Source organism: Ramlibacter pinisoli (assembly GCF_009758015.1).
In the GTDB taxonomy this organism is placed as follows: Bacteria; Pseudomonadota; Gammaproteobacteria; order Burkholderiales; family Burkholderiaceae_C; genus Ramlibacter; species Ramlibacter pinisoli.
In genome coordinates, this window is record NZ_WSEL01000009.1 from 1784605 (window position 1) to 1797566 (window position 12962).

Here is a 12962-nt window from a genome sequence, read left to right on the forward strand (position 1 = left end):
TCAGAACGGCGCGTGGTCCCGACCCAGGATGTCGCGGGCAATGATGCCCAGGTGCACTTCACGCGGGCCGTCGGCCGACTCCATGCCCAGGCAGTCGCGCAGGCGCTGCTCGTGCGGGAGATCCTTCGCCCAGCCGTAGTGCCCGTTCAGGCGCATGCAGGTGTAGAGGACCTCGTTGGCGACCTTGACGCCCCACCATTTCGCCATCGACGACTCGGCATCGTGGCGCAGGCCCTTGTCCTTGAGCGACAGCGCCTTGTAGCAGAGCATGCGGGCCGCCTCCAGCTGGGTGGCGCAGATGGCGAGCTCCTGCGCGACGCCCTGCCACTTGCTGGCCGACTTGCCCATGATCTGGCGCTGCTTGAGGTACTCCATCGTCTCCTCCAGCGACTTCTGCGCGGCGCCGATGCAGGCCAGCGGCACGAAGTTGCGGTTGTAGCCGATGATGGTCATGGCCCAGATGAAGCCCTCGTTCTCCTTGCCGACCATGTTGATGTCGGGGATCCGCACGTTGTCGAAGAACATGCTGCCGCCGCGATCCAGCTTCTGGCCCATGCGCTCGAAGTTGGTCGTCGACAGGCCGGGCGTGTCGGTCGGGACGCAGAAGAACGACAGGCCACGCGGCCCCTTGCCCCCGGTGCGCGCCGAGACGAACACCACCTTCGACACGCCGGTGAAGGTGATGCTGGTCTTCTCGCCGTTGAGCACCCAGTAGTCGCCGTCGCGGGTGGCCTTGGTGACGATGTTGCCGGCGTCGGCGCCGCCGCGCGGCTCGGTGAAGGCCAGCGACATCATCTCGCCGTTGGCGATGCGCGGGATCCATTCCTTTTGCAGCGACGGGTGCAGGGACGAGGCCATCTCGCCCAGGTGGATGGCGTTGGAGATGATGTAGCGGATCTGGTGGTCGGCCCGGCCGATCTCTTCGCAGACGATGCCGCAGTCGACGAACGAGTAGCCCTGGCCGCCGTACTCCTCGGGCAGGCGCAGGCGCAGCAGGCCCATGTCGACGATCTTCTTCATGTACTCGGGCGTGAGCCATTCGCCGGTGCGGTCCCAGTGCTGGTACTTGGGCAGCAGCTCCTTCTCGGCGAAGTCGCGCACCGAGTCGCGGATCATGATCTGGTTGTCGCTCAGGCTGAAATCCATGGTGTCTCCTTTCAGGAATTCCGTCGTGGGTCGGTCCCCTGGAACCATGGGCCGGTGATCGGCAGCTTCCAGGGCGAATAGCCCTCGCCCTCGTAGGCGGCGGGACCGTGCTTGAAGTGCCTGGCCGCCTTCAGGCTCTCGACGGCAGGCAGGTTGGGGTCGTAGAAGGCGCCCGCCTGCGGGCGCGGGCCGGCCTTGGACACGTGGCCGAAGGCGGTGACGCCGAGCAGCCGCTCGAGCAGCCACACGCACTCGACCAGCTTGTCCATGTCGACGCCGGTCGGAATGCCCATGCCTTCGAGCATGTGCAGGAAGTCTTCCGTCGCCACCATGCCGGAGGCCATGCCGTTGCCGCAGTACTGGCCGCCGCCCAGTCCTCCGAGCGTGCCGTCGACCAGGACGGTGTCCGACGCGTCCAGCGTGCGCAGCGCGGCGTACAGCGACGGCAGCGCCATGCCCCGGGCGTCATGCATGTGCAGGTGGAACTGCCGGACCTGCGGCCAGCGGCGCTTGATCTCCTGCAGGTCCTGCTCCATCTCGTGCGGCAGGCACCAGCTCTGCGAATCGTGCAGGCCGATCTCCGCCACCTCGAGGCCGGCGGCGCGCAGCAGGTCGATCTGGCGCGCCAGCATGGACAGGCGGTACTCCTGGCTGAACTTGCCGAGGAAGTTGGACCCCCAGGCCGAGTAGATGGCCACCCGCGCCTGGGTGATGCCGCGCGCCTTCGCGTCGGCGATGGTCTCGGGCCAGGCCTGCATGGCCTGCTCGATGGACCGGTTGACGTTGCGGCGCTGGTGCACGTCGCAGATGTCGACGAACAGGGTGCACAGCTCGTCCTCGACCGTCAGCGGCGGCGAGAACTGGGCGGCGATCTTGCGCGCCTTGGCCGTGTGGGCGAACGTCAGGTAGCTGACGCCGGGCACCGGCCGGAAGGAGCGCAGCAGTTCCTCGAACACCGCCATCTGCGGCACGTAGCGCGGGCTGACGAACGCGCCCACGCTGATGCGCTTGAGGCCGGTGGCCGACAGCGCCTCGATCAGCTCGACGCGCGCGGACAGCGGGATCTTCGGGTCGGCGATGCCGAAGCCTTCGCGGACGATCTCTTCGCTGTAGATGACGGTCGGCCAGTTCACGGGGGTGGTTCCGGGCAGGTTTTTCAATTGTCTACCTATTATGGCGAGGCCGCCTAAATAGTCAACCAATTAAGCCAAAGCACATCAGGAGCCGATGACCTTCAGCGCCTGCAACCGCGCGAACTCCTCCTCGCCGACGCCCAGCTCCTCGCGCAGGACGCGCCGGGTCGACTCGCCGAGGTGCTCGCCCGGCCAGCGGACGGCGGCCGGCATCCCGGCCATGCGCGGCAGTGGCGCGGGCATGCAGACATCACCCTCGCCATGGTCCGGCACGTCCAGGAAGTTGCCGCGTGCCAGCACCTGCGGATGCGTCATCACGTCCTCGATGCTCTGGATCTTCACGGCCGGCACGTCGGCGGCCTGCAGTTGCGCGAGGGCGTCGTCCGTGTTGCGCGCGAGCAGCCACTGGTTGATGGCCCCGTCCAGCAGCGGGCGGTGCGCAACCCGATCCTTGTTCTGGCGGAACTGCTCCGACTCGGCCATGTCGGGACGGCCCACCGCGTGCATCAGGCGCCGGAACACCGTGTCGCCGGTGCCGCTGATGAAGATCCATTCGCCGCTCCCGGTCCGGTAGGAGCCGCCCGGGGACACGTAGTCGGGGGTGTTGCCCGTGCGCTGGGTCACGCGGCCCTGGTGCCGGAAGCGCTGCGGCATGTCCTTGAGGAAGGGGAGCATGGTCTCGTACAGCGCCAGGTCGATCTCGTTGCCGCCGGGCTGCCGGTGACGCAACTGGCCCAGCAGCGCCGTCACGATGCCGAAGGCCGACCACAGACCCGCGTTGAAATCGCACACCGGCAAGCCGGCCTGCTGGGGCGGCATGTCCGGCTCGCCCGTGACGTACACGAGGCCGGAGAACGCCTGGGCGTTGCGGTCGAAGCCCGGCACGTCCCGCCATGGCCCATCCTGGCCGTAGCCGCTGATGCGCGCGATGACGAGATCGGGGGACTTTTCACGCAGCCACTCGCGCGTGATGCCCCAGCGGTCGAGCGTGCCGGGACGGAAGTTCTCGACCAGCACGTCCGCTTTCTCGAGCAACCGGCCCAGGATGTCGCGCCCCTGCGGCGTGCGCACATCCAGCGCCACGGAGCGCTTGTTGCGCCCCATCGCCGACCACCAGTAGCTGCTGTCGCCGCCGGGCGGATATTCGCCGAGCGTGCGCATCGGATCCCCACCGTCGGGCAGCTCGAGCTTGATGACTTCGGCGCCGAAGTCCGCCAGCAACGTCGCGGCGAACGGCGCGGAAATGAAGGTCCCGATCTCGATGACCCGGATGCCATCAAGCGCGGCGAGAGGACTTGCAGAGGTAGAGGTTCTCATGGGATGTTCGCGGGCGACTTTTTAATGTATAACTATTTAAACACGGTGCCCGCCCCAGGTAAACCCGTTCAGACCAAAGCACTGATGCCCACCCCAGCCGTCCCGACCCCGGCCACGTTGCGCCCAGCCGCCACGGTCGTCATCGTGCGAGCCGGCCTGAAGGGGCCGGAGGTGCTGATGCTGTTGCGCGCGGAGAAAGGCGACCACAACAGTGGCGCCTGGGTATTCCCCGGCGGCCTGGTGGATCGCGGCGACCGCGCCTGCCATGCCTGTTGCGCCGGCCTGGACGACGCCGAGGCAAGCCGGCGGCTGGGCCTGGCCGCGGGCGGCCTGGACTTCTACGTGACGGCCATCCGCGAGAGCTTCGAGGAAGCAGGACTGCTGTTGGCCATCGACGATCGCGGCGCCTTTCCCGCGCTGGACGGGCCAACCGGCGACGCGCTCTCGGCGCTGCGCAAGCCCATCGGACGAGGCGAGCTCGACTTCGGCGCCGTTTGCCGCGACCACGGCCTGCGGCTGGCCACCGACCGCCTGCACTACATCGCGCACTGGATCACGCCGCCGGGCATGGCCAAGCGGTTCGACACCCGCTTCTTCCTGGCCGTGGTGCCCCCCTCGCAACGCGCCGCGCACGACGCGGTGGAGACGCTGGACCACGGCTGGTTCCGGCCGGCCGACCTGCTCGCGGGCGGCGACGCGCGCAAGCTGCTGGTCGTCACCCGCACGATGCTCCAGACCGTGGCCGGCTTCGACGACGTGGACGGCCTCCTTCGGTGGGCCGAGTCCCCGCGCGGGGTCAAGACGGTCACCAGACGACGTTGCCGCGATGCGCAGGGGCCGCAGGTGCTCATGCCGGACCATCCCGCGTGGCCGGAAGTCGGCCTGCTCGACCCCGAGGGCGAGGGGACGGCCTGGTGCGAGCTGCGCGCCGGCGTGCCGGTGCGGCTGTCGCCCCTGGTGCGTCGTTTCACCCACGGCGACGGCAACTGCTACCTGATCGGTGATGGGGCTCGCGGATGGGCGGTGATCGACCCCCCGCCTTCGCCCGACCGCGACTGGCTGCTCGCCCTCACGGGTGGCCGCGAGCCGGTCGCCCTCTCCACCGGGGAGGCCCGCGGCGTACGCGCCACGTCACCTATCCCCGATCTCACGCTGGAGGCACTGGACACGCCGGGGGGAACGGCCTGGCTGCTGCGGCAGGAGAGAATGCTGTTCACCGGCCGCTGGGCACCGCCCCGTGCGGAGCTACCCCCGGCGCTGGGCACCGTGGCCGACTGGATGGCGCCCGCCCGCGGCTTTCTTGTCCCCCTGCGCTGACCGTGTCACCTTAGCTCGATCATTCCGAACCATGCCACTTCCCGCCGCCCGCGTGAACGGAGCCAAAGCGCTCCCCGCCAAACGACCGAAGGCCGCCGAAGTGGTCGCGGCCGAGATTCGCCGGCAGATCGTGACCGGCCGGCTCAAGCCCGGCGACAAGCTGCAGCCGGAGAGCGTCCTCAAGGACGAATTCGCGATCTCGCGGCCCACCATGCGCGAGGCGCTGCGCCTGCTGGAGTCGGAATCCCTCATCAGCATCAGCCGCGGCAAGCATGGCGGCGCGCGGGTGAGCTCGATCGACCTGGGATCCATGTCGCGGCAGATCGGCGTCTTCCTCCAGGTCGAGGGCACCACCCTGCCGGACGTCTGGTTCGCGCGCACCATCATCGAGCCGCCCGCGGCCCGGCTGCTCGCCGCGCAGCGCGACCCGCTGGTCCTGGCCGAACTGGAAGCGAATATCGCGGAGGCGCGGCAGGCCGCCAGCACGGACCTGATCCGCTATGCGGACCTCAGCGCGGAGTTCTCGCTCCTGATCACGCGGCATTGCGGCAACAAGACCCTGCACCTGCTCGCCTCGCTCATCTTCGACATCATCCGCCGCCAGCACGAACACGTGACCGAGCGCACGCGCGAAAAGGCCAGCGTCGGCCGCTTGCGGGAGGAGAGCCTTCTCACCCGGGAGGAAGCCATCCGGATGATGCGCGCCGGCAAGGTGGCCGAGATCGAGCGCTTCTGGCGCGCGCACCTCGAGCACATGCGCGATCTCGTCCTGGCCGCCTACGACGGCCCCATGACGATCGACGTGCTGAACAAGCCCGCCGGCAAGCAGCGCGCGATCTCGAAAGTGCGCCGAGAGGCGTCCCTGCCCAGCTGAGCGCCAGTCCTCCACACACGGTCGATCCCATGTTCAAGGCTCTCCACCTCACGCAGCGCGATGGCAAGACCGAGGCGCTGTTGCGCGACTTCGATGACGCCGACCTGCCGCCTGGCGACGTCACGGTCCGCGTCGCCTATTCGAGTCTCAACTACAAGGATGCCCTCGCGGTCACCGGGCGCGGCCCTGTCATCCGGCGTTGGCCCCTGGTGCCGGGGATCGATCTGGTCGGGACGGTCGAGCGCAGTGACGATGCCCGGTGGAAAGCCGGTGACGCCGTCGTCGTCAACGGCTGGGGCCTGGGCGAGACGGAATGGGGTGGCTTTGCGCAAAAGGCCCGGCTGTCCGGCGACTGGTTGCTGGCGCTCCCGCCGCAGATCGCGCCCTGGGACGCCGCGGCATTCGGGACGGCAGGCTACACCGCCGCGCTCTGCGTCATGGCCTTGCAGCGGCACGGCCTGGCCCCGTCGGACGGGCCGGTGCTGGTCACGGGTGCCTCGGGCGGCGTGGGCTCGATTGCGGTCTCCCTCCTGGCCGGCCTCGGCTACACGGTGACGGCGTCCAGCGGGGCCAACGCGGCGCAGGCGGAAACGCTGCGTTCGCTGGGGGCCGCCGAGGTGATCGACCGCGCCGAGCTGGGGGCGCCCGGCAAGCCGCTCCAGCGCGAACGCTGGGCAGGCGCGATCGACACGGCCGGCAGCCACACGCTGGCGAACGTCTGTGCGACGCTGCGCTGGAACGGCGCAGTGGCCGCCTGCGGCCTGGCCCAGGGCAGCGACTTCCCGGCGACGGTCATGCCGTTCATCCTGCGCGGCGTCACCCTCTACGGCATCAACTGCGTCTTCGTTCCCAACGACACCCGGCGACGCGCCTACGAATTGCTCGGCCAATACGTCCCGCTGGACCGGCTGCGAGCCATCAGCACGGAGGTCGGACTGACCGAGGTCGTCGCCGCCTCGCACGATCTCCTGGACGGACGCCGGAAGGGGCGCGCGGTGGTGGCAGTCGATCGGTGAGCGAAACGCCGTGAGGCGCGGTCACCGCCGACGCCCGTCGCAGAGACTACGAACGATCCCGCCGCAGCCGAGTCGCCACACTCATCCGATCGCCCGGATGAATCGTGATTGCAATCTCGAATGCTTCGTTCGCGTGATCCAGGTATCGGCGCATGATGCGCAGCGCAGGCGATCCCGCTTTCGCATGCAGCACCTCCGCCACCTCGGGTGGCAAGGGCACGGCATGGATGATCTGCTCAACCTCCGCGACCCGCCGGCCATAGTAGCTTTCGATCAAGGAGCTGACCAGGATCTTGGGCTGCTTGCGCAAGAGCTTCGGGATATCTGCGTAGTCGGCATCGATGTACGTCTCCGTCCAGCCCGCCGGCGTTTCCTCGTTGCCGTCTCCGGGCAGACGCAGGAGTTCGAGCCGGATCCAGCGTGTCCCGGGCAGGACGCCGAGCTGCTTGGCAGTGGGCCTGTCAAGCACCACCGTTTCCGCCTTCCTCACAGAGCGCACCTGGTCCTCGGCGAGCTGCACCAGGTCTTCGAGCGAGGCAACCGCCTGCGAATAGCCCCTCTGCGGTGTCGCAGATTCCACCTTCGTGCCCAGGCGCTTCTTGCGGGAGACCAAGCCCATCGCCTGCAACTCCTGCAACGCAAGCCGAACGGTTGGCCGACTGGTTCCGTACTGGCCGCACAGCTCGACCTCGGTCGGTAGCAGCGACCCCACGGGAAAGCGGCCGCGCGCTATCGCAGCGGAGAGTTCCTCGGCGACTTGGGCGTAGAGAGGTCTGGCCATGGCGGGACGTCAGGGAATGTCCGAGTGTAGCAGCGCCTTGACAATATGTCCTTACTTATTAATATGCCATGACATATTCTCAACGTTCGCACCTCCAATGCAGCAATACCTCGACACCAGCAACTCCCCCCCGGTGACCCGCCTGCTGGCCCGGATGATCGTCAACACCCGCTACGAGGATCTTTCGCCGGTTACCGTCAAGGCAGCCGAACTGGCCTTGTACGACTGGGTTGGGTGCGCGATGGTCAGCGGGCAGACCGAGAAGGCAGCCAAGATGGCGCGTGTCGCAGCTGCGGAAGGCGCCCAGGGAGGTGCACTGGTGTTCGCAGACGGCAAGCGGACCAGCCCGCACTGGGCCGCCTTTGCCAACGGCGCCTCGCATGCCGTCGAGCTCGACGACGTCCATATGGCCTCCATCATTCACGGAGGCATCGTGATCTGTCCGACCGCGCTGTCGGTCGCCGAGCAGTCCAGGGCCAGCGGCAAGAAGCTGATTGAAGGGCTGGTGGTCGGCTTTGACGTGGCCTATCGGATCGGCGAAGCGATCGCCAAGACACACTACCTGATGTGGCACAGCACGGGGACCGTGGCAACGTTCGGCGCAGCTGCTGCCGCGGCCAAGATCATGGGCCTCGATGAAGACCAGACCTGCTGGGCCCTGGGCAACGCCGCCTCCCAGGCAGCGGGCATCTGGGAATATCTGAAGTTTGGCGATGACACCAAGCTTCTCCATAGCGGCAAGGCAGCAATGAACGGCCTGCTGGCTGCTTCGCTCGCCAGAGAAGGCTTCACGGGGTCGGACACGGGCATCGAGGGCGAGCGCGGATTCCTGGCGACGATGTCGGGCTCCAGCAACCCGGCCGCGGTGAACTGGGACGCCATGACCCGCGACCTCGGCAAGAAATTCAAGGTCGATGAGAACGGGTACAAGTTGCACGCGTGCTGTCGCCACGGCCACGTCAGCATCGACAACGCACTGCGTCTCATCCAGCAGCACGGGATTCGGGCGGACCAGGTCAAGGCCGTGCGCGTGCAGATGAACAGGAATTCGTGCGACACGCTCGGGGACAGCGATCCGGTTTCGCCCTACAAGGCCAAATTCAGCCTCGCATTCTTCATGGCAACTTGCTTCCTGCATCGCAAGGTGGGCATGGAAGCTTTCACGGACGACCGTCTGCGGGACCCTGCGATGCGTGCCTTCATGAAGAAGGTGAGTTACCTCGAGAACCCCGAGTACACCCGGAACTATCCGCGACTGTGGACCGCCAGCCTGGAGGTGGAGTTGCAGGACGGGCAGGTGCTGTCCACCCAAGGTGACCTGCCCTATGGCGACCCGGCCACCGAGCTTCCGATCCCCCTGTTCGAGCAGAAGGCGCTCGACATGATGGGATCGGTCGTCGGTGCAGACCGGGCACGCGGCCTTCTGGCCGCCATGCAGCAGTTGCCCGAGGTGGGCGACGTCTCCCGGATTTTCGACGGCTATCCGTACCGCTGAGAGGCCGCACATGGGAATGACGATCACCGAAAAGATCATCGCCAGCCACGCGGATCTGCCCCGCGTGCGGCCGGGCGACTTCGTCGAAGCCAGGGTGGACCAGACCTGGTCAGACGACCTGGGGTCACCGCTCACGATGGGCCTGCTGGAGGAACACGGGCTGAAGGTCTGGGACCCGAGTCGGATGTTCGTGACCTCGATGGTCAATTCGCCGGCACAGAGCATCCAGACGGCGACCGTCCTGAAGAGCATCCGGCGTCTCACGGGCAAGCTGGAAATCCCGCACTACGAGATGGGCAAGGCGGCGATCCACAACGCGCTGGGAATCGAGATCGGCAAGACGCTGCCGGGCGAACTGATCGCCGGAGGCAACTCACATGCCTGCATGGCAGGCGGCCTGGGCTGCTTTGCCACCGGGATGGGATCGACCGACATTGCGGCCATCCTTGCTACCGGGCGGACCTGGCTGGAGGTGCCGCGGACGATCCGCTTCCGATTCGTGGGAAAGCTGCGTCCCTGGGTCACAGGCAAGGACCTGATGCTGCACGTGATCGGCAGGATCGGCTTCTCCGGCGCAGACAACGCGGCGATGGAATTCTGCGGCGAGCCGATCGACACGCTGGAGGTCGAGGAGCGCCTGTCCATGACCAACATGGCCATCGAGGCGGGCGCCCAGAACGCGATCATCGAGCCCGATGCAAAGACACTGGCCTATGTCGACAAGATTGCCCAAAGGGCCTTCACGCCGGTCTACGGCGACCGAGATGCGGAAATATCCGAAGAGCACGTGATCGACGTCTCCGAACTCGAGCCGGTGATCGCCCTGCCCTCGTTGCCCAGCAACACGCGGCCGCTGACGGCCGTGAAGGGCATTCGCTTCGACCAGGTCTACATCGGCTCCTGCACCAACGGCTGGATGACCGACATGCGTGTCGCCGCCTCGATCCTCAAGGGTCGCAAGGTGAGCGACGCCCTGCGCGTGATCATCATTCCGAGTACCGCGCAGATCCACCGCCAGTGTGTCGAGGAAGGATTGGCCCAAGTCTTCCTGGAGGCCGGGTGTGCCTTCTCCATGCCCACCTGCGGCCCCTGCATCGGGGCCCACATGGGCATCCTGGCGGAGGGCGAACGTTGCCTGTCCACCAGCAACCGCAACTTCCCGGGTCGCCAGGGCCACGTGAAGAGCGAAACGTATCTGTGCAACCCAGCCGTCGCTGCCGCCACTGCCGTGAAGGGCGAGCTGTGCGGCCCCGACGACCTCTGAGGAAACCTCATCATGTGGCATCAAGGCAGAGCGTGGTTCATCGGCGCCGACATCGACACCGACCAGATCATGCCGACCCCGTACCTGGCACTGAGAACGAACGAGGACCTCGGTCGCCATGTGCTTTCGGGCAATGACCCGGCGTGGCCGGGACGCTTCGCCCCGGGCGATGTCCTGTTCGCGGGAGCGAACTTCGGCTGCGGCAGCTCGCGCGAACATGCGCCCCGCGGGCTCAAGGGCGCTGGCATCGCCTGCGTGGTGGCGCCTTCATTCGCGCGCATCTTCTTCCGCAACGCCATCAACATCGGCTTGCCGCTGCTGATCCTGCCGGAGGTACAGACCGGCGCGGGCGGAGAACCGGTCTGGGTCGACTCCGAGAGTGGCCAAGTCAGGCGCAGCGCCGAAGGTCCGGTCCTGCAGGGCGCCAAGCCGCCCGGGATCATCAGGGACATCCTGGCCCATGGCGGTCTGATGCCCTACGTCAAGGCCCGGTCCGCAGCCGTCTCCACCGTCTGAACATCCTCCAGAAATGGCTCCCACCATGAAGCGCAGAGACTTCCTCCTTTCCGGCGCCGCCCTCGGTGCCTTGCCGGCGGCCGCCGTGGCGCAATCCGTGTTTCCCGCCAAGCCGGTCACCATGGTTGTGGTGTTCCCTGCCGGCCAGGCTGGCGACCTGCTGGCCCGGGTGCTCAGCGAACCGCTGTCCAGGACCTGGGGCCAGCAGCTGATCATCGACAACAAGGCGGGCGCAGCCGGCATCATCGGCAGCGCCTTCGTCGCCAAGGCGCGCCCGGATGGCTACACGCTCCTTCTCAGCTCCACCGGCCCCATGGCTGTGGCGCCGCACGTCTACAAGAAGGCGGGCTATGACCCGCTCCGGGACTTCACCCCCATCGTGAGCGTCGGCGGCGTCGGCTACGCGCTGGTGGTGCCGGCCACGTCCAAGTTCCACAGCCTGGGCGACCTGGTGTCCGGCGCCAAGGCGACGGGCAGGCTGAACTACGCGTCGGCGGGCAATGGCTCCACGCAGCACCTGATGATGGAACTGCTCAAGCAGCGCGCCGGCATCGAAATGACGCACGTTCCGTACAAGGGGCTGGCTCCCGCATACCCCGACCTGATCAGCGGCACGCTCGATGTGTTCTTCGACACCCTGCCCAGCGTGCTGCCGCACCTGCAATCGGGGAAGGTCCGGGTGCTCGCGGTGTCCACGCCGGAACGGGTACCCGCACTGCCCGACGTGCCGACCGTCATGGAGAGTGGCATTCCCGATTTCCGGATCCTGGGGTGGTACGGCATCGCTGCACCCGCGAAGCTGGACACCACGATCCGGGACAAGATCAACGCCGACCTCAGGCAGGTCATCGCGACCGAGGCGGTCAGGAACAGCATGGCAAAGCTGGGCATCGTGTCGATGGTGGGCAGCCCGGACGACTTCGCGAAGTACCTGGCGTCAGAGTACGAGAAGTTCGGCGACATCATCAGGAAGGCGAACATCACGGTCGAATGACGCCGTGACCCGGACCATGACTTCCACCGCGAGTGGATCGAGGAGACATTCATGATCGATCGCAGGACTTTCGTTCGCTCGGCCGCCATCTTGGGTGCATCGCCGATGCTGGTCCCCGTTCCCGGCCGTGCCGAGGCCTATCCCAGCAAACCGGTGACCATCATCGTTCCGTTCGCTGCCGGCCAGTCGGGCGACGTGCTGGCCCGCATTCTTTCGGAGCCCCTCGGGAAGATGTGGGGCAAATCGCTCATCGTCGAGAACAAGGTCGGCGCGGGCGGCGCCATCGGCAGCCAGTTCGTCGCGAAAGCGCCGGGCGATGGGTACACGCTACTCCTCGGCTCGAGCGGTCCGATGGCCATCGCGCCGAACCTTGTCAAGAATGTCGGGTACGACCCGCGCAAGGACTTCACGCCCATCATGAACATCGCCGGCGTGGCACAGGCACTGGTCGTTCCGGCCAGCTCGAAGTACAGGTCGGTGCGGGATCTGGTCGCGGACGCCAAGGCTCGACCCGACAAACTGAGCTATGGCTCGGGCGGCAACGGTTCGACCCAGCACCTGACGATGGAAATGCTGAAACAGCATGCAGGAATCTCGATGGTGCACGTTCCGTACAAGGGAACAGCACCTGCCTATACAGACCTGATCGGAGGCCAGCTCGACGTGCTCGTCGACTCCGCTCCGGGCGTGGTGCCGTTCCTGCAGTCGGACAAGGTGCGGGTGCTCGCCGTGTCGACGGCGAAACGGATGCCAAGCTGGCCCAACGTACCGACCATGGCTGAGAGCGGCTTCCCGGATTTCGACGTTCTCGGCTGGCTAGGCATCGTTGCGCCCCAGGGACTGAGCCCGGCGATCCAGAAGCGACTGAACGACGATCTCAAGACGGCACTGGCCAACGATGCCGTCAAGGCAAACCTGGCCCGCCTGGGCATGATCTCGCTGGGCACCAGCCCCGAGGAGTTCGGCCGGTACATCGATACCGAGCTGGCCAAGTTCGGGGACGTGATCAGGAAAGGCGGCATCACCGTCGAGTGAGGCAGCCGGAACCTCGCGGGCCCGACGCTGATCCCGGAACAGGGCCTGGTGGCGGAGCGCGAGAGAAGATTCGA

General features: G+C 66.9%; 12 protein-coding genes. 8 read left to right on the forward strand and 4 right to left on the reverse strand.

Going from position 1 to position 12962, the window contains the following annotated elements; all coding sequences use genetic code 11:
• From GON04_RS22905 to GON04_RS22915, 3 genes are all read right to left on the reverse strand, one after another.
• Complete coding sequence (locus tag GON04_RS22905) at positions 1-1146, reverse strand: acyl-CoA dehydrogenase family protein (protein WP_181653727.1); 1146 nt, start codon at positions 1144-1146, stop codon at positions 1-3.
• An 11-nt stretch (positions 1147-1157) separates the two neighbouring features.
• Positions 1158-2279 carry a beta/alpha barrel domain-containing protein gene (locus GON04_RS22910; protein WP_157400283.1) on the reverse strand — a complete coding sequence of 374 codons (1122 nt, stop codon included), beginning with the start codon at positions 2277-2279 and terminating at the stop codon, positions 1158-1160.
• Between the two features lie 84 nt (positions 2280-2363).
• Positions 2364-3596: a CaiB/BaiF CoA transferase family protein gene (locus tag GON04_RS22915; RefSeq protein ID WP_157400284.1), complete on the reverse strand. Its 1233-nt coding sequence runs from the start codon at positions 3594-3596 to the stop codon at positions 2364-2366.
• Positions 3597-3680: 84 nt separating this feature from the next.
• On the opposite strand from GON04_RS22915, the gene GON04_RS22920 reads away from it, so the two are divergent.
• From GON04_RS22920 to acuI, 3 genes are read left to right on the forward strand one after another with little or no spacing between them, the layout of a single operon-like run.
• The gene (locus GON04_RS22920) at positions 3681-4913 is read left to right on the forward strand and encodes an NUDIX hydrolase (protein ID WP_157400285.1); all 1233 of its coding nucleotides are present in this window, start codon (positions 3681-3683) and stop codon (positions 4911-4913) included.
• A 31-nt stretch (positions 4914-4944) separates the two neighbouring features.
• Complete coding sequence (locus tag GON04_RS22925) at positions 4945-5787, forward strand: FadR/GntR family transcriptional regulator (RefSeq protein WP_157400286.1); 843 nt, start codon at positions 4945-4947, stop codon at positions 5785-5787.
• A 29-nt stretch (positions 5788-5816) separates the two neighbouring features.
• Positions 5817-6803, forward strand: a complete 987-nt coding sequence (gene acuI, locus GON04_RS22930; RefSeq protein ID WP_157400287.1) for an acrylyl-CoA reductase (NADPH) — start codon at positions 5817-5819, stop codon at positions 6801-6803.
• 46 nt (positions 6804-6849) lie between these two features.
• On the opposite strand, the gene GON04_RS22935 is transcribed toward acuI, so the two are convergent.
• On the reverse strand, positions 6850-7584 hold the full coding sequence (locus tag GON04_RS22935) for a GntR family transcriptional regulator (protein ID WP_157400288.1): 735 nt from the start codon (positions 7582-7584) through the stop codon (positions 6850-6852).
• Positions 7585-7681: 97 nt separating this feature from the next.
• On the opposite strand from GON04_RS22935, the gene GON04_RS22940 reads away from it, so the two are divergent.
• The 5 genes from GON04_RS22940 to GON04_RS22960 are packed head-to-tail and all read left to right on the forward strand — an operon-like array spanning position 7682 to position 12888.
• A complete protein-coding gene (locus tag GON04_RS22940; RefSeq protein ID WP_157400289.1) occupies positions 7682-9079 on the forward strand; it encodes an MmgE/PrpD family protein in 1398 nt (465 codons plus the stop codon).
• A 16-nt stretch (positions 9080-9095) separates the two neighbouring features.
• Complete coding sequence (locus GON04_RS22945; RefSeq protein ID WP_198349394.1) at positions 9096-10343, forward strand: 3-isopropylmalate dehydratase large subunit; 1248 nt, start codon at positions 9096-9098, stop codon at positions 10341-10343.
• A 12-nt stretch (positions 10344-10355) separates the two neighbouring features.
• The gene (locus tag GON04_RS22950; protein ID WP_157400291.1) at positions 10356-10859 is read left to right on the forward strand and encodes a LeuD/DmdB family oxidoreductase small subunit; all 504 of its coding nucleotides are present in this window, start codon (positions 10356-10358) and stop codon (positions 10857-10859) included.
• A 25-nt stretch (positions 10860-10884) separates the two neighbouring features.
• Positions 10885-11853 carry a Bug family tripartite tricarboxylate transporter substrate binding protein gene (locus GON04_RS22955; protein WP_157400292.1) on the forward strand — a complete coding sequence of 323 codons (969 nt, stop codon included), beginning with the start codon at positions 10885-10887 and terminating at the stop codon, positions 11851-11853.
• A gap of 51 nt (positions 11854-11904) precedes the next feature.
• Positions 11905-12888 (forward strand): Bug family tripartite tricarboxylate transporter substrate binding protein, encoded by a 984-nt coding sequence (locus tag GON04_RS22960; RefSeq protein WP_157400293.1) that lies wholly within the window; start codon positions 11905-11907, stop codon positions 12886-12888.
• Positions 12889-12962 lie beyond the last annotated feature (74 nt).

What these genes read in the sequence shown, in the direction of transcription:
- GON04_RS22945 (WP_198349394.1), top strand. Translation starts at nt 9,096, where the DNA reads ATGACGATCACCGAAAAGATCATCGCCAGCCACGCGGATCTGCCCCGC.
- GON04_RS22920 (WP_157400285.1), top strand. Translation starts at nt 3,681, where the DNA reads ATGCCCACCCCAGCCGTCCCGACCCCGGCCACGTTGCGCCCAGCCGCC.
- GON04_RS22935 (WP_157400288.1), bottom strand. Translation starts at nt 7,584, where the DNA reads ATGGCCAGACCTCTCTACGCCCAAGTCGCCGAGGAACTCTCCGCTGCG.
- GON04_RS22925 (WP_157400286.1), top strand. Translation starts at nt 4,945, where the DNA reads ATGCCACTTCCCGCCGCCCGCGTGAACGGAGCCAAAGCGCTCCCCGCC.
- GON04_RS22915 (WP_157400284.1), bottom strand. Translation starts at nt 3,596, where the DNA reads ATGAGAACCTCTACCTCTGCAAGTCCTCTCGCCGCGCTTGATGGCATC.
- acuI (WP_157400287.1), top strand. Translation starts at nt 5,817, where the DNA reads ATGTTCAAGGCTCTCCACCTCACGCAGCGCGATGGCAAGACCGAGGCG.
- GON04_RS22950 (WP_157400291.1), top strand. Translation starts at nt 10,356, where the DNA reads ATGTGGCATCAAGGCAGAGCGTGGTTCATCGGCGCCGACATCGACACC.
- GON04_RS22955 (WP_157400292.1), top strand. Translation starts at nt 10,885, where the DNA reads ATGAAGCGCAGAGACTTCCTCCTTTCCGGCGCCGCCCTCGGTGCCTTG.
- GON04_RS22940 (WP_157400289.1), top strand. Translation starts at nt 7,682, where the DNA reads ATGCAGCAATACCTCGACACCAGCAACTCCCCCCCGGTGACCCGCCTG.
- GON04_RS22960 (WP_157400293.1), top strand. Translation starts at nt 11,905, where the DNA reads ATGATCGATCGCAGGACTTTCGTTCGCTCGGCCGCCATCTTGGGTGCA.
- GON04_RS22905 (WP_181653727.1), bottom strand. Translation starts at nt 1,146, where the DNA reads ATGGATTTCAGCCTGAGCGACAACCAGATCATGATCCGCGACTCGGTG.